The organism is Paraburkholderia tuberum STM678, from assembly GCF_902833905.1.
GTDB classification, from domain to species: domain Bacteria; phylum Pseudomonadota; class Gammaproteobacteria; order Burkholderiales; family Burkholderiaceae; genus Paraburkholderia; species Paraburkholderia tuberum.
This window is the reverse complement of record NZ_CADFGP010000007.1, coordinates 1-20,296: the sequence shown is the minus strand read 5'-3', so window position 1 is coordinate 20,296 and position 20,296 is coordinate 1. Positions and strand designations below refer to the sequence as shown.

At 65.0% G+C, this 20,296-nt stretch carries 14 protein-coding genes; 7 read left to right on the top strand and 7 right to left on the bottom strand.

From position 1 onward, the window contains the following. Positions 1–192, bottom strand: a complete 192-nt coding sequence (locus HWY30_RS07650; RefSeq protein WP_090803595.1) for a rubredoxin — start codon at positions 190–192, stop codon at positions 1–3. A gap of 307 nt (positions 193–499) precedes the next feature. Between HWY30_RS07650 and HWY30_RS07645 the strand changes: the two genes are divergently transcribed. From HWY30_RS07645 to HWY30_RS07625, 5 genes are all read left to right on the top strand, one after another. Further along, entirely contained in the window at positions 500–901 is a 402-nt protein-coding gene (locus HWY30_RS07645) for a DUF4399 domain-containing protein (protein WP_090803596.1), read from the top strand. Between the two features lie 156 nt (positions 902–1,057). Continuing rightward, positions 1,058–2,992: an ATP-binding cassette domain-containing protein gene (locus HWY30_RS07640; protein ID WP_090803598.1), complete on the top strand. Its 1,935-nt coding sequence runs from the start codon at positions 1,058–1,060 to the stop codon at positions 2,990–2,992. A 435-nt stretch (positions 2,993–3,427) separates the two neighbouring features. Continuing rightward, entirely contained in the window at positions 3,428–5,413 is a 1,986-nt protein-coding gene (locus HWY30_RS07635) for a DNA topoisomerase IV subunit B (protein ID WP_090805631.1), read from the top strand. A gap of 60 nt (positions 5,414–5,473) precedes the next feature. Further along, entirely contained in the window at positions 5,474–7,795 is a 2,322-nt protein-coding gene (gene parC, locus HWY30_RS07630) for a DNA topoisomerase IV subunit A (RefSeq protein WP_090803599.1), read from the top strand. Between the two features lie 289 nt (positions 7,796–8,084). After that, positions 8,085–8,543, top strand: a complete 459-nt coding sequence (locus HWY30_RS07625) for a CopD family protein (RefSeq protein WP_090805632.1) — start codon at positions 8,085–8,087, stop codon at positions 8,541–8,543. 88 nt (positions 8,544–8,631) lie between these two features. Here HWY30_RS07625 and HWY30_RS07620 read toward each other — a convergent pair whose 3' ends face one another. The 6 genes from HWY30_RS07620 to HWY30_RS07595 form a co-directional block, all read right to left on the bottom strand. Next, positions 8,632–9,840, bottom strand: a complete 1,209-nt coding sequence (locus HWY30_RS07620; protein WP_090803601.1) for a chromate transporter — start codon at positions 9,838–9,840, stop codon at positions 8,632–8,634. A gap of 38 nt (positions 9,841–9,878) precedes the next feature. Beyond that, positions 9,879–12,239, bottom strand: a complete 2,361-nt coding sequence (locus tag HWY30_RS07615; RefSeq protein ID WP_090803602.1) for a bifunctional diguanylate cyclase/phosphodiesterase — start codon at positions 12,237–12,239, stop codon at positions 9,879–9,881. 472 nt (positions 12,240–12,711) lie between these two features. After that, on the bottom strand, positions 12,712–13,611 hold the full coding sequence (locus HWY30_RS07610; RefSeq protein ID WP_090803604.1) for a PhzF family phenazine biosynthesis protein: 900 nt from the start codon (positions 13,609–13,611) through the stop codon (positions 12,712–12,714). A 195-nt stretch (positions 13,612–13,806) separates the two neighbouring features. Further along, positions 13,807–14,271, bottom strand: a complete 465-nt coding sequence (locus HWY30_RS07605; protein WP_090803605.1) for a RidA family protein — start codon at positions 14,269–14,271, stop codon at positions 13,807–13,809. A 103-nt stretch (positions 14,272–14,374) separates the two neighbouring features. Next, positions 14,375–15,571, bottom strand: a complete 1,197-nt coding sequence (locus HWY30_RS07600) for an aminotransferase-like domain-containing protein (protein WP_090803607.1) — start codon at positions 15,569–15,571, stop codon at positions 14,375–14,377. 115 nt (positions 15,572–15,686) lie between these two features. Beyond that, on the bottom strand, positions 15,687–16,379 hold the full coding sequence (locus tag HWY30_RS07595) for a VOC family protein (protein WP_090805634.1): 693 nt from the start codon (positions 16,377–16,379) through the stop codon (positions 15,687–15,689). A gap of 231 nt (positions 16,380–16,610) precedes the next feature. Between HWY30_RS07595 and HWY30_RS07590 the strand changes: the two genes are divergently transcribed. Beyond that, a complete protein-coding gene (locus HWY30_RS07590) occupies positions 16,611–18,068 on the top strand; it encodes an aminotransferase-like domain-containing protein (RefSeq protein ID WP_090803609.1) in 1,458 nt (485 codons plus the stop codon). Between the two features lie 135 nt (positions 18,069–18,203). Continuing rightward, positions 18,204–20,102 (top strand): molecular chaperone HtpG, encoded by a 1,899-nt coding sequence (gene htpG, locus HWY30_RS07585; protein WP_090803611.1) that lies wholly within the window; start codon positions 18,204–18,206, stop codon positions 20,100–20,102. Positions 20,103–20,296: the final 194 nt, after the last annotated feature.

Here is a 20,296-nt window from a genome sequence, read left to right as displayed (position 1 = left end):
TCAAAACTCCACTACCGCGAACTCCGCCTTGCCCACGTCGCACAGCGGGCAGCGCCAGTCTTCCGGAATGTCGGCGAAACGCGTGCCCGGTCCGATGCCTTCTTCGGGCAGACCGTCTTCCTCGTTGTAGATCCAACCGCAAATCAGGCAGACCCAGCTCTTGAATTCCGTCACTTCGATTACTTCGCTCACGACACGCTCTCTCGTTCAATGCAATGGCCGGCTTGCTCTGCCCCTTTATGGGGCGGCGCGGCGACCCGCAATATTACCGGAATTTGTCAAATCAGCCGCAGACGACCGAAGCGGCGCCGCCCCAACGCCTCTGCGGCGAGCCCGGGTTCGCGCGACGGGCCTCGTCACACAAGCCGTGTACGCTTTGACCTGCAAGCTATTCGATTGGACAGATGTGGCGCTCGCTTCGCACGTATTGAGACGATCGGTCTCGGAGAGGCCGCTGGCGGCGCCGCATCGCCGGGTTTCGCTTCCAAAGGAGAAAACGATGTTTATAAACAGATGGTTGGTCGGCGTCGCGGCGGCTGGGCTACTCGCCGGGTCAGGTGTGGCGCAGGCGGAGGGCGTGACCTTCGTGCAACCGGCGGACGGCGCGACCGTCACCAATCCGATGCACGTCGTGTTTGGCCTTGACGGCATGAAGATCGCGCCCGCCGGCACGCTAACGGACGGCACCGGGCATCATCACCTGGTGATCGACGGCAAGCCGCTGCCGAAGGGCGAGGTCGTCCCCGCGACCGACAAGTCGCTGCACTTCGGCAAAGGCCAGACTGAAACCGATCTGACGCTGCCGCCGGGCGACCATACGCTGACGCTGCAATTCGGCGACGGCGCGCATCGCTCGTATGGGCCGGAGATGAGCAAGACGATCACGGTGCACGTCAAGTAAGCAACTGCTTGAAAGGCCGGCCCGGCCCGCGCCGATAGCGTTGCACACTGTGTCGCGCGCTTCATCGCACGGATGTTCCCGCCCGGCATACCTGCGGCCGGCCCTACGCCCGGTACAATGAGCAGTTCCGACTCATCGCTGTCTTCTCCCATTCCCATGTCGCTTTACACCATTACCGGAGCGCAGCTCGCGTTCGGTCACGTCGCGCTGCTCGACCACGCGGATTTCTCGCTCGAAGCGGGCGAGCACGTCGGGCTGATCGGGCGCAACGGCGCGGGCAAGTCGTCGCTGTTGAAAATCGTCGCCGATCTGGCCAAACCCGACGACGGCCTCGTCACGCGTCAGCAGCATCTGAGCACGGTCTACGTGCCGCAGGAGCCCGAGTTCAACGCCGACGACACCGTGTTCGACGCGGTCGCCGCCGGACTCACCGAGGCGCGCGCGCTGCTCGACGAATACGACGCGGTCGCGCATCAGCTCGCCGACACGCCCGAGGGCGCCGAACACGACGCGCTGCTCGCGCGCATGAACACGCTGCAATCGTCGTTGGACGCCGCGGACGCATGGAATTGGAGCACGCGCGTCGCGACCACGCTGCAGCAGATCGGCCTGAACGGCGAAGCCCGTATCGGCTCGCTGTCGGGCGGCATGCAGAAGCGCGCCGCGCTCGCGCGCGCGCTCGTCGTGCAGCCCGACGTGCTGCTGCTCGACGAGCCGACCAACCATCTCGACTTCGACGGCATCCGCTGGCTCGAAGATCTGCTGGTGTCGCTGCGCGCTGGGCTGCTGTTCATCACACACGATCGCGCGTTTCTCGACCGCGTCGCGACGCGCATCGTCGAGCTCGATCGCGGGCGGCTGCTGTCGTATCCGGGCAATTTCTCCGCGTACCAGACGCGCAAGGCGCAGCAGCTCGAAGTCGAGCGCATCGAGAACGAGAAGTTCGACAAACTGCTCGCGCAGGAAGAAGTGTGGATTCGCAAGGGCGTCGAGGCACGCCGCACGCGCAGCGTCGGCCGCATCGCGCGCCTCGTGCAGATGCGCAACGAGCGCGCCGAGCGCCGCAACGTGCAGGGCAACGTGAAGCTCGACGTCGGTCAGGGCGAGAAGTCCGGCAAGATCGTCGCGGAACTGACGGACGTGACGAAGCGCTATGGCGAGCGCGCGGTGGTGGACCGCTTCACGGCCACGGTGATGCGCGGCGACAAGATCGGCTTCGTCGGTCCGAACGGCGCGGGCAAGACCACGCTGCTGAAGCTGATCCTCGGTGATCTGGCGCCGGACGAGGGCAACGTGCGCGTCGGCACGAATCCGCAGGTCGCGTATTTCGATCAGATGCGCGCGGCGCTCGATCTGGAAAAGAGTCTCGCGGACACGATCAGCCCCGGCAGCGAGTGGGTCGAAATCAACGGCCAGAAGAAGCACGTGATGAGCTATCTCGGCGACTTCCTGTTCGCACCGGAGCGCGCGCGTTCGCCGGTCAAGTCGCTGTCGGGCGGCGAGCGCAACCGGCTGTTGCTCGCGCGCCTGTTCGCGCGCCCGGCCAACGTGCTGGTGCTCGATGAACCGACCAACGACCTCGACATTCCGACGCTCGAACTGCTCGAAGAACTGCTGATCGACTACGACGGCACGGTGCTGCTCGTCAGCCACGACCGCGCGTTTCTCGATAACGTCGTGACGTCGGTGATCGCCTCGGAAGGCGGCGGCAAGTGGCGCGAATACGTCGGCGGCTTCACGGACTGGCAGACGCAGCGCGATCGCTCGGAGCAACTCGCGCTCGAAGCGCAGAAAGAATCGAGCAAGGAAGCGCCGAAAGAAGCGGCGCCGAAGGACAGCGCGTCGGGCCGCAATGCGCAGCGCAGCGCGAAGCTGTCGTTCAAGGAGCAGCGCGAACTGGAGGCGCTACCGAAAATGATTGCCGACCTCGAGGCCGAACAGAAGGCAATCGGCGCGCAGCTCGAAGACGGCTCGGTGTTCGCGAAAGATGCACGCGAAGGCGCGCGTCTGACCGAGCGCTATGCCGAGATCGACGAAGAGTTGATGCTCGCGCTCGAACGTTGGGACGAGCTGGAAAACCGCGTCAAGTAACGCGGCGTGCGCGGCCGGCACAAAAACAACAGAAAGCGCCGCCGCGCACGGCACCGAAATTCAGCCGGCGCGCGCCCGTGCATTTTCCGCCGATACCTATCGCGCCGCCGTCCTGCGAGCCGTCCATCCTCCATTGCATGTCCCCCCAACGCCCGCCGCGCCTTATCCAGTCGGCCAATTCAGCGCGGGGTCAATTGCCGCGGTGATCGAAATCAGTACAATACCCCGCGAACAGGCTTCCCCGGCGGGCTGTGCGTCCATCTCCGGCATTCGAGCGCGCCAACGGAAGCCGCGCGACAAAACAGCTTGCCCGCATCGCGGGCGCTCCACCTAACCCCGTTGTTTCGTTTCGCTTTTTTTGAATACTCAACGCATTGTCCACGGCCCTGTCCACAGGACCTGTGGACAACGATGAACCGACGCACCGAGTCAATCATGTCTACGAAAAAGCCAAACGCCGCGTATAGCGAAGCGTCGATCAAGGTGTTGAAGGGTCTGGAGCCGGTCAAGCAACGACCCGGCATGTACACCCGCACCGAGAATCCGCTGCACATCATTCAGGAAGTCATCGACAACGCATCGGACGAGGCCCTCGGCGGCTACGGCCGGCAAATCACGGTCACGCTGCACGCGGACCATTCGGTCTCGGTCGACGACGACGGCCGCGGCATTCCGTTCGGCCTGCACCCCGACGAAGGCGTACCGGTCGTCGAAATCGTTTTCACGCGCTTGCACGCGGGCGGCAAGTTCGACAAGGCCGCCGGCGGCGCCTATACGTTCTCGGGCGGTCTGCACGGCGTCGGCGTGTCGGTCACCAACGCGCTGTCCACGCGGCTCGACGTCACCGTGTGGCGCGACGGCAAGGTCGCCGAACTGAGCTTCGCGCACGGCGACGTCGCGAAGCCGCTCGAAGTGCGTGCCGCCACCAAGGCCGACAAGAAATCCGGCACGCGCGTGACCGCGTGGGCCGATCCGAAGTACTTCGATTCGCCGAACCTGCCGCTCGGTGAATTGCAGCGTCTGTTGCGCTCAAAAGCGGTGCTGCTGCCGGGCGTCGAGGTCACGCTCGTCAACGAGAAAACCGGCGAGCGGCAAAGCTGGAAATACGAAGACGGCCTGCGCGGCTATCTGCTCGAAGGCATGAACGGCAGCGATCTGCTGATTCCGCTGTTCGAGGGCGAGCGCTACGCGGAAAGCTCGCGTTCGAGCGAAGAGACGTTCGCCGAAGGCGAGGGCGCGGCGTGGGTCGTTGCGTGGAGCGAGGAAGGGCCGCTCACGCGCGAGTCGTACGTGAACCTGATTCCTACGCCCGCGGGCGGCACGCACGAGTCGGGCTTGCGCGACGGTCTTTATCAGGCGGTCAAGAGCTTCGTCGAGTTGCACAACCTGCAGCCGAAGGGCGTGAAACTGCTCGCCGAAGACGTGTTCGCGCGGGTGTCGTTCGTGCTGTCGGCGAAGGTGCTCGATCCGCAGTTTCAAGGGCAGATCAAGGAGCGCCTGAATAGCCGCGATGCGGTCAAGCTCGTGTCGTCGTTCGCTCGGCCGGCGCTCGAACTGTGGTTGAACCAGCACGTCGAGCATGGCAAGAAACTCGCGGACCTCGTGATCAAGCAGGCGCAGGCGCGCACGCGCGCGGGGCAGAAGGTCGAGAAACGCAAGAGCTCGGGCGTTGCCGTGCTGCCCGGCAAGCTGACCGATTGCGAATCGACGGAAATCGGCCGCAACGAGCTGTTCCTCGTCGAGGGCGACTCGGCGGGCGGCTCCGCGAAGATGGGCCGCGACAAGGAATACCAGGCGATCCTGCCGCTGCGCGGCAAGGTGCTGAATACATGGGAAACCGAACGTGATCGCCTGTTCGCGAATAACGAGGTGCACGACATTTCAGTGGCGATCGGCGTCGATCCGCATAATCCGGACGACAAGGTCGATCTGTCGAATCTGCGCTACGGCAAGATCTGCATTTTGTCGGATGCGGACGTCGACGGCTCGCATATCCAGGTGCTGCTGCTCACGCTGTTCTTCAAGCATTTCCCGCAACTGATCGAGCGCGGTCATGTGTGCGTCGCGCGTCCGCCATTGTTTCGCGTCGATGCGCCCGCGCGCGGCAAGAAGCCCGCGCAGAAGCTCTATGCGCTCGACGAAGGCGAGCTCGAGGCGATTCTCGACAAGCTGCGCAAGGACGGCGTGCGCGACAACCAGTGGTCGATCAGCCGCTTCAAGGGGCTCGGTGAAATGAGCGCCGAGCAGCTGTGGGATACGACGATGAATCCCGACACGCGCCGCCTGCAGCCGGTCGCGCTCGGCGAACTCGACTACGATGCGACCGTCGCGCGCATGACGATGCTGATGGGCAAGGGCGAAGCGGCGTCGCGCCGCAGCTGGCTCGAAGAGAAGGGCAACGAAGTGGAAGCGGACATCTGAGCGCATTGCGCCTCAATGCGGCATACGACACTTCAAGCCAAACACGGACACGGAATCTAGATGGACGACGATAACACTCTCGACCTTTTCAACGAGCCGCCGTCGGACAGCGACGTGCTGACGCTCGGCAACTACGCGGAGCGCGCGTACCTCGAGTATGCGGTCAGCGTGGTCAAGGGCCGCGCGCTGCCCGATGTTTGCGATGGGCAGAAGCCGGTGCAGCGCCGCATCCTGTTCGCGATGAACGAGATGGGCCTCGGCGACAACGCGAAGCCGGTCAAATCGGCGCGCGTGGTCGGCGACGTGCTCGGTAAGTATCACCCGCACGGCGACCAGTCCGCGTACGACGCACTCGTGCGTCTCGCGCAAGACTTTTCGATGCGCTATCCGCTGATCGACGGCCAAGGCAACTTCGGCTCGCGCGACGGCGACGGCGCGGCGGCGATGCGTTACACCGAAGCGCGCCTGACGCCGATCGCAAAGCTGCTGCTCGCCGAAATCGATCAGGGCACGGTCGACTTCATGCCGAACTACGACGGCTCGTTCGAAGAGCCGAAGGTGCTGCCGGCGCGTCTGCCGTTCGTGCTGCTCAATGGCGCATCGGGCATCGCCGTCGGCCTCGCGACGGAAATTCCGTCGCACAACCTGCGCGAAGTCGCAGGAGCGGCGGTCGCGCTGATCCGCAATCCGAAGCTCTCGCATGCGGAGCTGATGCAGCATGTGCCCGGTCCGGACTTCCCCGGCGGCGGCCAGATCATTTCGAGCGAGGCGGAAATCGCCGCCGCGTACGAAACCGGCCGCGGCAGCCTGAAGGTGCGCGCGCGCTGGAAGATCGAGGACCTCGCGCGCGGCCAGTGGCAACTCGTGATCACCGAACTGCCGCCGAATACGGCCGCGCAGAAGGTGCTCGAGGAAATCGAAGAACAGACCAACCCGAAAATCAAGCTCGGCAAGAAGACGTTGACGCCCGAGCAGTTGCAGACGCGGCAGACGCTGCTCGGGCTCGTCGACGCGGTGCGCGACGAATCGGGCAAGGACGCGCCGGTGCGCCTCGTGTTCGAGCCGAAGTCGAGCCGCATCGATCAGACCGACTTCGTCAACACGCTGCTCGCGCATACGAGCCTCGAATCGAACGCACCGCTGAACATGGTGATGGTCGGCGGCGATGGCCGGCCGCGTCAGAAGGGCTTGAGCGAAATCCTGCACGAGTGGATCGCGTTCCGTTTCGCGACGGTGACGCGCCGCACGCGGCATCGTCTGTCGAAGGTCGACGACCGCATCCATATTCTCGAAGGCCGGATGATCGTCTTCCTGAATATCGACGAAGTCATCCGCATCATTCGCGAATCGGACGAGCCGAAGGTCGCGCTGATGGCCGCGTTCGGTCTCACGGATCGCCAGGCCGAGGACATCCTCGAAATCCGGCTGCGTCAGTTGGCGCGCCTCGAGAAGATCAAGATCGAGAAGGAACTGGCCGAGCTGCGCGACGAGAAGGCCAGGCTCGAAGAGCTGCTCGGCAGCGAACCGGCGATGAAGCGCCTGCTGATCAAGGAAATCGAAGCCGACGCGAAACAGTATGGCGACGAGCGTCGCACGCTGATCCAGCAGGAAAAGCGCGCGACGTTCGAAGCGCGCGTGGTCGACGAGCCGGTCACCGTCGTGGTGTCGCAAAGGGGCTGGGTGCGCGCGCTGAAGGGCCACGGGCTCGATACGGCCGGCTTCAGCTTCAAGGCCGGCGACGGCCTCTACGCGGCGTTCCAATGCCGCACGCCCGATACGCTGATCGCGTGGGGTAGCAACGGGCGCGTCTATTCGGTCGCGGTGGCTCAACTGCCGGGCGGACGCGGCGACGGCGTGCCGGTCACGTCGCTGATCGAGCTCGAATCGGGCAGTCATTTGATGCACTACTACGCGGCGTCGGCGGAACAGGCGCTGCTGCTCGCGTCGAGCAACGGCTTCGGCTTCATCGCGAAGCTCGGCGATATGGTGAGCCGCGTGAAGGCCGGCAAGTCGTTCATGACGATCGACGCCGGCGCCGCGCCGCTCGCGCCGATGCCGATGCTGCCGGACGCGGCGCAGGTCGCGTGTCTGTCGTCGGGCGGACGTCTGCTCGTGTTCGGCCTCGACGAGATGAAGACGCTGTCGGGCGGCGGCCGTGGCGTCACGCTGATGGCGCTCGACGACAACGAAACGCTCGTGCAGGCGCTCGCGATCAATCAAGCAGGCGTGATGCTGATCGGCACGCGTCGTGGCGGCCGCGTCGACGAGGAGAAGCTGGCCGGCGCCGAGCTTGCGGCGCATGTCGGCAAGCGTGCGCGCAAGGGACGCGCGCCCGCCAGCAAGCTGAAGCTCGACGGCATGCGTCCGGTGCTGCCGGCTTAATGGAGTCGATTTAACGAAGTTTGACGCTGTAAAACCGTGAGCGCCTGCTAGCATGCGGGGCGCTCGCGGTCTGTCGCAGCAAAGTCCGTCGCGCGAAGGGCGTGGAAGCAAACGGGGCGCGGCGGCGTCGAGGCCAGATGAACGGGCCGCGATCACAACGACAAAACACGACGCAATAGACGTCGATACCCGGAACTGCCTGCATCACGTATGGTCGAACGCGCTCAGTTGGTGCTGAGCGGGATCGCGTGTCCTAAACGGTGTGGCGTCGTCGGGAGAGGAAAACTACATGAACAAGGCTATCGAAGTCGCGCTTTTTCTGCATCTGCTCGGGGTGGCGGTGTGGGTCGGCGGTATGGTGTTCGCGCATTTCTGCCTGCGCCCTGCGCTCGGCGATCTGTCGCCGCAACTGCGCCTGCCGCTGTGGGAGTCGGTATTTGGCCGCTTCTTCAACTGGGTCGGGGTGTCGGTGCTCGTGATCCTGATCAGCGGCGGCTTCCTGCTGATGCAATTCGGCGGCGCTCATGCTAGCTGGCCGCTGCATGCGATGACCGGTCTCGGCATCGTGATGATGCTGATCTTCGGGCATATCCGCTTCGCCGTATATCCGCGCATTCGCCGCGCGGTGCAGGCGCAGAAGTGGCCCGATGGCGCGCTGGCGGTCGGCACGGTCCGCCGTCTCGTGCTGATCAATCTCGTGCTGGGCGTCGTGACGATCGGCTTCGCTGCGCTGTCGCGCGGGTTCTGATCGCCGGACCGCCGGACCGCCGGATCGCCGGATCGCCGGACCGCCGGATCGCCAACGGCGCAGCAGGCTTCGTGCGGCCCGCGACGCATCACGTCGTGGCGCCGTACGCGAGCCACAAACCGCACGCCACCGCCACCGTTCCATACACGGCATAGACCGGCACCTTCAGCTTCGCGAAGCACATCGCGGAGAACGTCGCGGTCAGCAGATAGATCGGCTCCAGCGGTACGTGCACGGCAATGCGCAGTACCGCGACCGCGAGAAACGCGGTCGTGACCGCGCGCAGAATCCTCATGCCGTGCTCGAAGCGCGGGTTCACCTTCAACTGATGCAGATGCCGCTGCGCGAGCACGACGAGGCAGCCTGACGGCACGAATAGCGCGAGCGTCGCGATCAGCGCGCCGAGCCAGCCATCGACGAGATAACCGAAGAACGGGACCACGTTCAGCAGGGGTCCCGGGGACAACGGCGACAGCGTAAACGCGAGCGTGAAGTCGTTATCGGACACGCCGACCGCCGGCGTGACGAACAGCGTCTTCAGCACCGGCAACGCCGAGAAGCCACCGCCGAACAGCGTCATGCCGGCGCCCGCGAGGCGCGGCCACAGCAGCGCGAGGTCATAGCGATGCGGCAGCGGCAGCGCAAACAGCACGAGCAGCACGCCGAGCGCGGCCAGCAGCCGACAGTCGCCGCGCTGGAGCGACACGGCGAGTCGCGAGTCGCGCTCCCGACTCGCGAACCAGCCGGCGCCGAAGGCCGCGCCGAGCATCACCACATACGCCGCGGCGCCGTGCGCATAGAGCAGCGCGATGCTGCCGAGCAGCGCCGCCGTCCATTCGAGCTTGCCCCGCACGAGCGCGCGGGTTTGCTTGTACCAGGTGAGCGCGATCAGCGTCGCGAGCACGACGCTGAAGTGATGCAGCAGGGTTTGCGACGTGATCGTGTGCATGATGGGCGTGCGATAGAAGATCGCGAACAGCGTCATCAGCGTGAAGAAGGGCAGTACGCTCGCCACCCCGGCGACCCATGCGCCCGCGCGTCCGCGCAGCGCGTGCCCGAGCTGCACGGCGACGTTGCAGCCGACGGGTCCCGGCACCATCCACGCGAGCGCGATCAGGTCCGAGAACGCCACGCGCGAGAGCCGCCCCTCGCGTTCCACGTAATGATGCTCGAGCTGCGCCATCAACGCGAGACCGCCCCAGGACAGCGCCGACAGGCCGCACACGACCCGGAACAGCGTCCATAGCGGTTCCCGTTGCCCGCGGCGGGCAGTCTCATCGCTCGTGATGGTCTGCATCGGCGCTGCGCGGGCCCCGCCGTGCGGGTGCCCGTCCTTTAATTGTTGCTGGATAGGCTGCTTGCGCTGTGGGCTTCGTGCGCGACGCGGCGGCCGCCGACGCTGTTCATGCCGCATACCCCGAAGCGCTCGAGCAGTGCCGGGATCGCCTCCACTGGCACTGGCCGCGAGAACAGGAAGCCCTGTGCCTCGATATGGCCGAGCGCGGCCAGCCACGCAATCTGCTCTTCGGTCTCCGTGCCTTCGACCACCACCGTGAGCCCGAGCGAGCGCGCGAGGTTGACGATCGCGGTGACCATTACGCAGACGCTGCGGTCGCCTGGAATCGCCTGGACGAACGAGCGGTCCACCTTCAGCGTATCGACGGCAAAGCGGTTGAGATAGGACAGCGAAGAGTAGCCGGTGCCGAAATCGTCGAGCGCGATGCGTACGCCGAGACGCTTCAGCGCGAAGATTTTTTCGGAGACCACTTCCGGAAATTCCATCATCGTCGTTTCGGTGATTTCGAGTTCGAGGCGACGGGCGGAGATGCCGGTTTCCTCGATCGCGCGCGAGACCGTTTCGAACAGGTCGCCGCGCCAGAACTGCACCGCCGAAATGTTCACCGCGAGCGATAGCGTGTCGTAGCCCTGCTGCTGCCATTGCGCGAGCTGACGGCATGCGGTCTCGATCACGAAGTCGCCGATCGGCACGATCAGGCCGGTCGACTCGGCCACGGGGATGAACTCGTTGGCCGGGATCAGTCCGTGCTGCGGATGGTTCCAGCGCACGAGCGCTTCGAAGCCGGTGATGCAGCGGCGCTTCAGATCGATCTTCGGCTGATAGGCGAGGAACAGTTGCCCCTCGGCCAGCGCGACGCGCAACTGCTGCTCCCACTTCATCAGATGGTCGGCGCGGTGCGACAGATGCGGCGAATAGAACTGGTAGCAGTTCTTGCCGGCGTCCTTCGCGCTGTACATCGCGAGGTCGGCTTTCTTCAGCAGGTCGATCTCGCTTTCGTTGGCGACCGAGTACAGCGCGATGCCGATGCTCGCATGCAGCACGAACGCGCTGCCGCGCACCTCGAACGGCTTCGAGAACGCTTCGCCGGCGGCTTCGGCGAGCGCGACCGCGCGCTTTTCGACATCGTCGCCCTTGATCACGACGACGAACTCGTCCCCGCCGATGCGGCTCAGCGCGCCGTCGTCGCCGACCGCGGTGGCGAGGCGCGAGGCTGTCATCTGCAGCACGATGTCGCCGGCGTTGTGGCCGAGCGTGTCGTTGACGGTCTTGAAGTTGTCGAGGTCGATAAAAAGAATCGCGAGGCGACCCAGGTTGAACGGCTGCGCGACGTCATGGCGCAGCGCCTGCAGCGTCGCGTAGCGATTGCGCAGGCCGGTCAACAGATCGTATTCGACGAGTTGCGTCATCTCGCGCTCGCGGCCTAGCAGTTTGCCTATCAGGCCGGTCGCGACCGCGAAGAAGCTGAGCATCGCGAGCGAGATGAAGCCCGCCATCAACAGATAGACGTTGCGCGTGTGGTTGTAATCGGCGAATTCTTCGCCCTGCGAAAGACCGACGAGCACGCCGAGCGGATAGCCGTCGATGTGCCGGTACGACACGATGCGCGTGACGTTGTCGATCGAATCGACGTAGGTGCCCGACACATGCTCCGAGGTCGGATACGTGCCGCTCGCGGTGAACGTGCTGCTCGTCCTGCTGGCGTTGCCGGTGCGGCGCGCGAGCACGGTGCCGCTGTCCGAGATCACCGCGATCACGCCTTCGCGGCCGATCGCCGCGTTGTTGTAGAAGTCCGACGTAAAGTAGCTCGGGTCTTCGGAGACCACGATGACGCCCGCGAACGAGCCGTCCGGATGATTGAGACGCCGCGTCATCTGCAGCGTCCAGTGACCCGACACGCGGCCGAGCACGGGCTTGCTGATGTACAGCTGGTCGTCGTTTTCGTGCTCGTGGACCTTGAAGTGCTCGCGGTCCGACAAGTCGATGTGAGCGGGGTTGAGTTCGGCCGTATTGGCGATCAGTCTGCCGTGCTCGTCGATTATCGACACCTGCACGAGCGTTTCGCTTTGCACGACGCCTTTTTCGACCGTGCTCGCGAGATCGAAATGATTGGGCGTCTTTTCGAACTCGTACTTGACGAAGCGCGTGATCTGATCGACCTGGTGAATCGCCTTGATGGTGTGCTGCTCGAGCGCCGCGGAAAGTATTGCGGAAGACGCCATCGCTTCGCGGTACGTCGCGTCCCTTTCTACCGACAGCCGCGCGAAGATCACGGTCCACAGCAGGATCAGTACGAGTACCCCGAGGGCGGGAATGACGAGCAATGCGCGCCGGCGCGTGACCAATGGATCGCGTCGCGGCCTGGCTTCGCGCGGCTCGGAGAAGCGGGACTGAGTCATCGCGCGGGCCTTGGCTGGGTGCGGGCCGCTTGCAAACGCATGGGCATCGACTGCGCGAAATAGATGGATGGCTGCATGGTGACCAAGATGCCAAAGCTGCTGCGCAGGATGAGAGGGCGTGGCGCCGCGCCGGACCGTCCACAGGTCATCGGATACGGTTCGATATTACTGAATGCCACTGGATTAAGGAAGCTTCCGGGCATGGGGTATACGCTCGCGCGGCGGGCGCGCGGGTGCGGCTGTTCACGTGGCCTGCATCGCCGGTCTTATGACGCGGCCGGTCCGTGATTTGTCGAAGACTTCATCGGCAACGGTGCCTGCCACTGGGCAGTTTCTGGCAGGGCTTTTGCAATCCGGCCACGATGAATTCGGAGAACCAGGTATGGCGACGCCATCGCGCTGCGGCTTTTTGTGGTGTGAAGCGGCGGCATGTGGCGTGTCGCCGTGGCGTGCGCGCGAAGCCGCAGCTCGCTTACGCGAGCCGGCACGTGCCGTCGACGATCGTCACCGAAGGCCCGCCGATCCAGATCTTGCCGCGCGCATCGTCGTAGTGGACCGACACGTGGCCCGCGCGCCCGAGCGCGGTGCCCTGACGCGCCGTGTAGCGTGCAGCGGGACGACGGTGCTGCAGGTTCAGCAGACCCGCGAGCGCGGCATTGGCGCTGCCCGTCACCGGGTCTTCGCCGACACCGAAGCCGCCGCCCGCCATCAGGCAACGGACCTCGAACGTCGCGGGGCCGTCGGCGTCGTGTGGTCCATACACGGCGACGCCGTGCGTGTCGACCGAATGCGCGAACTCGGCGAGCGCCGCCGCGTCGGGTTCGAGCGCGAGGCAGGCGCGTGCCGAATCGACCCGCACCACGAGCCACGGCGCACCGTTGTCGACCGCGCATGGCGGCGCGCTGAAGTCGATCGCCTGACTACGTAAAGCCGTAGACAGCGCTTCGTAACGATGCTCGGCGAGCGGTGTCACGCGCGCGGGCGGCGCGGCGAACGCCCATGCGCCGTGCATGTTGTCGCCGCCGTCGAGCGCTTCGAGTTCGACGAGACCCACGCCGCATTGCTGGATCAGCTTGCCGGCCTGCTTCGGCTGGTAGCCGCTTTCGCGTAAAGCATGCGCGGTGCCCAAGGTCGGATGACCCGCGAACGGCAACTCGCCCCCCGGCGTGAAGATGCGCACGCGATAGTCGGCGGCCGCGTCGGTCGGCTTTAGCAGAAACGTGGTTTCGGACAGATTGGTCCAGCGCGCAATGGCCTGCATTTGCGCGGTATCGAGCGCGTCGGCATCGAACACGACGGCAAGCGGATTGCCCTTGAACGGTGTCGACGTAAACACGTCGACCTGTTTGAAACGAACGGTGTGAGCGGACATCGACAGGCCCCGGTGCAATGGACATTGAGGGAGTTCGCGGATTCTATCCGCCTGCGCGGCGGCGATCCACCGTCGCCATAAAACAGAAACGCGCCGCCGGTGCGTGACACCGGTCGGCGCGTTTCAATCGCAATGCGGCGTGAATCAGGTGCCGATCTCGCGCGACACCGCACGCATTGTCACATCGCGTCGATGCTATTGGACCTCGGCGATCAGCTCGATCTCCACGCACGCGCCGAGCGGAATCTGCGCGACGCCGAACGCCGAGCGCGCGTGCTTGCCGCGTTCGCCGAACACGTCGGCGATCAGTTCGGACGCACCGTTGGTGACCAGATGCTGCTCGGTGAACTCGAGCGTCGAGTTGACGAGGCTCATCAGCTTGACGACGCGCGTGACGCGGTTCAGGTCGCCGACGTGCGCATGCAAGGTGGCGAGCAGATCGATCGCGATCGAGCGCGCGGCGGCCTTGCCTTCCTCGGTGGAGAGCGTCGCGCCGAGCTTGCCGACCCACACCTTGCCGTCCTTCTTGGCGATGTGGCCCGACAGGTACACCGTGTTGCCGCTTTGCGCGCTCATCACATAGGCCGCTGCCGGCGCACCCGCCGCCGGCAATTCGATGCCGAGTTCCTTGAGCTTGTCGTACACATTCGATTGAGCCATATCGTTTCCTCGTTTCGGTGAGATTGCATGAATGCAGGCGGGGCGAAGTCCGCCCGCAACGCGCGTGCAAGCTTCGCCCCGATGGCAGTGCGGCTAACGCCGTTCAGATTTTCGCGCGCACGAGTGCGGCGAGACGCGCCACGCCTTCGTCGATTTTAGCCGGTGGCACCGTGACGAACGACAGACGCAGCGTGTTGTGCTGCGCCTCGCTCGCGAAGAACGGAGCGCCCGGCACGAACGCGACGTTCTGCGCGACCGCTTCCTCGAGCAGCTTCATCGTGTCGATGCCCGCCGGCAGATTGACCCAGATGAACATGCCGCCTTCCGGACGGTTCCAGCTGACGCCTTCGGGCATATAGCGTTCGAGCGCGGTGAGCATCGCGTCGCACTGGTTGCGATACAGCTCGCGGATCGTCGGCACGTGCGTGTCGAGAAAGCCGTCCTTGACCACCTCGTGCACGATGCGCTGCGTGAAGCTCGGCGTGTGCAGGTCGGTGGCCTGCTTGGCCTGCACGAGTTTGAAGATCAGTTCCTCGGGCGCGATGATGAAACCGACCCGCAGACCCGGCGCGAGCACCTTCGAGAACGAGCCGAGATAGACGATGTGATCGGGCGCCATCGACAACATCGTCGGCAGCGGTTCGCCCGCATAGTCGAGCGCGCCGTAGGGATCGTCCTCGATCACCGGGAACGGCGCGGTCTTCGCGAACTCGGCGAGCGCGCGGCGGCGTTCGACCGGCAGACGGCGGCCCGTCGGATTCTGGAAATTCGGCTGCGCGTACAGCAGACGCGCGCCATTGGTCAGTTCCGGCTTCAGGCCCTCGGGGATCAGGCCCTGCTCGTCGGTTGGCACCTGCACGTAGTGCGGCTCGTACATCGAGAACGATTGCAGCGCGCCGAGGTAGGTCGGCGTTTCGACCAGCACCGGGCTATCGACGCAGATCAGCACCTTGCCGAGCAGGTCGAGCGCCTGTTGCGAGCCGGTCGTGATCAGCACCTGCGACGCACGGATCTGCGCGCCGTTGATCGAGTAGCGTTGCGCGACCCATTCGCGCAGCGGCAGATAACCTTCGGTCGCGCTGTACTGCAGCGCCGCGGCGGGCGTGTCGCGCAGGATGCGGTCGGACGCCTCGCGCATGCGCTCGGCCGGGAAGGTGGCAGGCGAGGGCAGGCCGCCGGCGAAGGAGATGACTTCGGGCCGTTCCGTGACCTTCAGGATCTCGCGGATCGCGGAGCTCGTGAGCTTGCGCGCGCGTTCGGACAATTGCCACGTGGGGGCTTTCAGGTCGCTTTGGTCCATGATCTCCTCTGGTATTTCTGGAACCGGTCAAAATTTCAATTATCGCGCGACTGGCCAACCATTGCCGTTGGGGTGCCACCGGGGTTGCCACGGGGGGTGCCCAATCACGCGCTGTTTATCCGAGGGTTCGAGAACCCTCGGGTGTTTCGAATTCGGCGACGAGCGCCGCGGCGCCGTCGGTCGGCTGTACGTCTAGCAGGTGCGCGGCGCCGAGCCAGCGCAGTTGCTCGCCAATCAGCTCTGGCCGCGGATGCACGGCTTTCAACGCTTTCAGCGCGAGGTTGGTCGGCGCCAGCGACTGCGACGGATGCCGCGTCGAGTCCCACTGGATCAGCGAGGGCAGCACGCCGTCGCCGGCGCCTTGCCACGCGGGGAACGACCCGTCGTCGGGCACCGTCAGGCCCCACGTGAAATCGCCGCGCGTCATCGGCACGACCGGCGCGATGCGCTGCGGATACTGCGCTTGCCACGTCGCCAGATGCTTCGGCCGCTCGACGCGCGCGACCCAATGCGACAGATACGGCCCGTTTTCCAGTCGGGCCTGCGTCGCCGGGTCGTCGAGCGCGAACAGGCGCGGGCGCGGCGCGGTGCCATCGGTTGCCTCGGCCGCGGCGTGCGGATCGATGGCGATCACTTCCAGGTAGACCCCGCCCCACAGGCCGAGCAGGCGATTGTGGGTCCGCATCAGCGGATGCGCGCCACCGCCGGCCGGCGCGACGCCGAGCGTATCGGCGACGTACTGGACGCCTTCGTCCAAGGTGCGCGCGGAGACGACGAGGTGATCGAGACTGAGCGATTGGGCTGTCAGGGTGGTCATGGCGGATCGACGGAAAACGCTGTTCTGTGCAAGGGCCAGTTGCGCGCCACGCTTGTGGGCAACGCTGCCGGGGCCGTAAGCATAACCGTTTGCCGGATCGGCGCGCCATACGTATGGATTTACATGGTGTCACCAGCCGCGCTGGATTCAAATGTAACGGCCGTGACCTGCACAGTAACGGTACAATCGGCGCGATACTGTTCGGTACAGTTGGAGTCCGTCATGTCCGTCCCGCTTACCCAGATTCCCGCCCCGCACGACACCGCGTCCTTGACGCTAGTCGAACAGCTCGTCCAATGGGCGCGGCGCCGCATCGAGGAGCGCGTGTTCCGCCCCGGCATGCGCATGCCGTCGATCCGCAAGCTAGCGCTCGACAAGAGCGTGTCGCGCTTCACGGTGGTCGAAGCGTACGAGCGGCTCGTCGCGCAGGGTTTTCTGGAGTCGCGGCGGGGGTCCGGCTTCTATGTGCGCGAGCGCCAGGGCGGCGCGGCGACGGTCTCCGAGCTGCACCCGCGCGCCGAGACGCTGCCCGCGCCGGCCAATATCGACGTCGTCTGGCTGCTGCGCAACATGCTGCACACCGGCGCGCGGCCCGAGCGCAGCCCGGGCCTCGGCTATCTGCCGGCCCGCTGGCTCGACGGCGACCTGATCACCAACGCGCTGCGCACGCTCGGCCGGCAAAGCGGCATGCAGATGCTCGGCATCGGCACCGCGCAAGGTTTCCTGCCGCTGCGTCAGCAGTTGCAGACGCGGCTCGAGGAGTTGGAGATCGGCGCGTTGCCCGAGCAGATCGTGATGGTGTCGGGCGTCACCCAGGCGATCGACCTCATTTCGCGCATCTACGTGAAGCCGGGTGATGCGGTGATCGTCGGCGATCCGGCGTGGTTCCAGATGTTCGGCTGCTTCGCGTCGCAGGGCGCGCGGCTCGTCGGCATGCCGTACACGCCGAACGGCCCCGATCTCGACGCGCTCGAAGCGCTGGTCCAGGAATGGCGGCCCAAAATGCTGGTGATCAACTCGGTGCTGCAGAACCCGACCGGCACCTCGCTGAGCGCCGCGCAGGCGTTCCGCATCCTGCGGCTTGCCGAGGCGTACGACTTCATCGTCGTCGAGGACGACATCTACGGCGACCTGTGCCCGCCCAGCTACGCGGGTACGCGGCTCGCGAGCCTCGATCAGCTAAAGCGCGTGATCTACCTCGGCAGTTTCTCGAAGACGCTTGCGCCGAATTTGCGCGTCGGTTTCATCGCATGCGCGGCAGAGGTCGCGATGGTGGTCGCCAATCAGAAGATGCTGGTCGGCATGACGAGCCCGGAGTTGAACGAGCGCGTGATCTACAAGATCCTGACCGAGGGCCACTACCGGCGGCACGTCGAGCGCATTCGCGCACGGCTCGACGGCGTGCGCGAGAAGGCCGTGCGGATGATCGAGAAGACCGGCATGAAGCTGTTTCTGACGCCGACGGCCGGGATGTTCCTGTGGGCCGACACCGGCGTCGACGCAGGCGCGCTCGCCGCGGCCGGGCACGAAGCCGGCTATCTGCTGACGCCGGGCGGGCTGTTTTCGCCGCAGCAGTCGCCGAGCACGTGGATGCGCTTCAACATCGCCAATTGCGGCGATCCTGAATTACCGGCGTTTCTAAGCCGTTATCTCGACGGCGTCGCGCGCCGGGCCTCTTGAAACCGCGCCGGAGCGTCCCCATTTGCGCGGACGATCCGGCGGTCCGGCGCTCCGGCACGGCGAGCCCGAACCGCGGTTGGAATCCGCTTCGGCCGCCGCTCATCCCCCAATTCGCAACAGAGAGGAAGTCCGACCATGGCACAAGAAACCATGAGCTTTCAGGCAGAAGTGAAGCAACTTCTGCAACTGATGATCCATTCGCTGTACAGCAACAAGGAAATCTTTCTGCGCGAGCTGATTTCGAACGCGTCCGACGCGGCCGACAAGCTGCGCTTCGAGGCGATCGAAAACAGCGCGCTGTACGAGAACGATCCGAACCTGCGGATTCGGGTGTCGTTCGACAAGGCCGCGCGCACCATCACGATCGACGACAACGGCATCGGCATGAGTCGCGACGAGACGATCGCGCACCTCGGCACGATCGCGCGTTCGGGCACCAAGGAATTCTTCGGCAAGCTGTCGGGCGACCAGCAGAAGGACGCGGCGCTGATCGGCCAGTTTGGCGTGGGCTTCTACTCGGGCTTCATCGTCGCGGACAAGATCACCGTCGAGACGCGCCGCGCCGGTTTGCCGGCCTCGGAAGGCGTGCGCTGGGAAAGCGCGGGCGAAGGCGATTTCGCGGTCGAGACGATCGAGCGCGCCGCGCGCGGCACGACCATCACGCTGCATCTGCGTGCCGATGAGGACGAACTGCTGTCGTCGTATCGGCTGAAGTCGATCATCCAGAAGTACTCGGACCACGTCGCGCTGCCGATCCTGATGAAGAAGGAAGAGTGGGACGCGGAAAAGAGCGAGATGGTCACGAAGGACGAGGACGAGACCGTCAACCAGGCGAGCGCGCTGTGGACCCGTTCGAAGAACGACATCACCGACGAGCAATACAAGCAGTTCTACCAGCACATCTCGCACGATCATCAAGATCCGCTGACGTGGACGCATAACCGCGTCGAAGGCCGCAGCGAGTACACGCAACTGCTGTACGTGCCGGCGCACGCGCCGTTCGATCTGTGGAACCGCGAGCAGCGCGGCGGACTGAAGCTGTACGTGAAGCGCGTGTTCATCATGGACGACGCCGAGCAACTGCTGCCCACGTACCTGCGCTTCGTGAAGGGTGTGGTCGATTCGGCCGATCTGCCGCTCAACGTGTCGCGCGAAATCCTGCAGGAAAGCCGCGACGTGAAGGCGATCCGCGAAGGCGTGACCAAGCGCGCGCTGTCGATGCTGGAAGAACTGGCCAATGCGGACAACGACGCCGATAAGGAAAAATACGCCGGCTTCTGGAAGGAATTCGGCCAGGTGCTGAAGGAAGGCATCGGCGAGGACTTCGCCAATCGCGAGCGCGTCGCGAAGCTCGTGCGCTTTGCGACGACGCATACGGGCACGGCCGAGCAGACCGAGTCGCTGGCCGACTACGTCGCTCGCATGAAGCCCGAGCAGACGAAGATCTACTACGTGACCGCCGACACGTGGCAGGCCGCGTCGAACAGCCCGCATCTCGAAGTGTTCCGCAAGAAGGGCGTCGAAGTGCTGTTGCTGACCGATCGCGTCGATGAATGGATGCTGTCGTTCCTCAACGAATTCGACGGCAAGCCGCTGCAAAGCGTCGCGCGCGGCGACCTCGATCTCGGCGCGCTGAACGACGAGGAAAAAGAGGCGCAGGAGAAGATCGGCGAAGCGTTCAAGCCGCTCGTCGAGAAGATGAAGGAAGCGTTGAAGGACAAGGCGAAGGACGTGCGTCTGACGTTCCGCCTGACCGACTCGCCGTCGTGCCTCGTTGCCGACGACGGCGAAATGAGCGGCTACCTGCAGCGCATGCTGAAGGCCGCGGGCCAGCAGGCGCCTGAGTTCCATCCAATTCTCGAAGTGAATCCGGAGCACGCCCTCGTGAAGGGTCTGCATGCCGATAGCGCGAATTTCGACGACTGGTGCCATCTGCTGTTCGATCAGGCACTGCTCGCCGAAGGCGGCGCGCTGGAAGATCCGGCGAGCTTCGTGAAGCGGACCAATGCGTTGCTGCTTTCGCGCGCGGGTTGAGCGTAAGCCGAAAGCGTTGATGTCGTTGCTGGATTGACGCCCGGTAGTTGAGAAATGCGCTGCTTCGGCAGCGCATTTTTTTTTGGTGCGCCAGGCATGGCGCGTAGCGCCGTGACTGGCGCTGTCCGACCCGCTGTGGTGGCGAGCCGGATGACTTGGGGGTGAAAGTCCTCTGCACACCCGGCAAGGGGAAG

What these genes read in the sequence shown, in the direction of transcription:
- HWY30_RS07645 (WP_090803596.1), top strand. Translation starts at nt 500, where the DNA reads ATGTTTATAAACAGATGGTTGGTCGGCGTCGCGGCGGCTGGGCTACTC.
- HWY30_RS07640 (WP_090803598.1), top strand. Translation starts at nt 1,058, where the DNA reads ATGTCGCTTTACACCATTACCGGAGCGCAGCTCGCGTTCGGTCACGTC.
- HWY30_RS07635 (WP_090805631.1), top strand. Translation starts at nt 3,428, where the DNA reads ATGTCTACGAAAAAGCCAAACGCCGCGTATAGCGAAGCGTCGATCAAG.
- parC (WP_090803599.1), top strand. Translation starts at nt 5,474, where the DNA reads ATGGACGACGATAACACTCTCGACCTTTTCAACGAGCCGCCGTCGGAC.
- HWY30_RS07625 (WP_090805632.1), top strand. Translation starts at nt 8,085, where the DNA reads ATGAACAAGGCTATCGAAGTCGCGCTTTTTCTGCATCTGCTCGGGGTG.
- HWY30_RS07620 (WP_090803601.1), bottom strand. Translation starts at nt 9,840, where the DNA reads ATGCAGACCATCACGAGCGATGAGACTGCCCGCCGCGGGCAACGGGAA.
- HWY30_RS07615 (WP_090803602.1), bottom strand. Translation starts at nt 12,239, where the DNA reads ATGACTCAGTCCCGCTTCTCCGAGCCGCGCGAAGCCAGGCCGCGACGC.
- HWY30_RS07610 (WP_090803604.1), bottom strand. Translation starts at nt 13,611, where the DNA reads ATGTCCGCTCACACCGTTCGTTTCAAACAGGTCGACGTGTTTACGTCG.
- HWY30_RS07605 (WP_090803605.1), bottom strand. Translation starts at nt 14,271, where the DNA reads ATGGCTCAATCGAATGTGTACGACAAGCTCAAGGAACTCGGCATCGAA.
- HWY30_RS07600 (WP_090803607.1), bottom strand. Translation starts at nt 15,571, where the DNA reads ATGGACCAAAGCGACCTGAAAGCCCCCACGTGGCAATTGTCCGAACGC.
- HWY30_RS07590 (WP_090803609.1), top strand. Translation starts at nt 16,611, where the DNA reads ATGTCCGTCCCGCTTACCCAGATTCCCGCCCCGCACGACACCGCGTCC.
- htpG (WP_090803611.1), top strand. Translation starts at nt 18,204, where the DNA reads ATGGCACAAGAAACCATGAGCTTTCAGGCAGAAGTGAAGCAACTTCTG.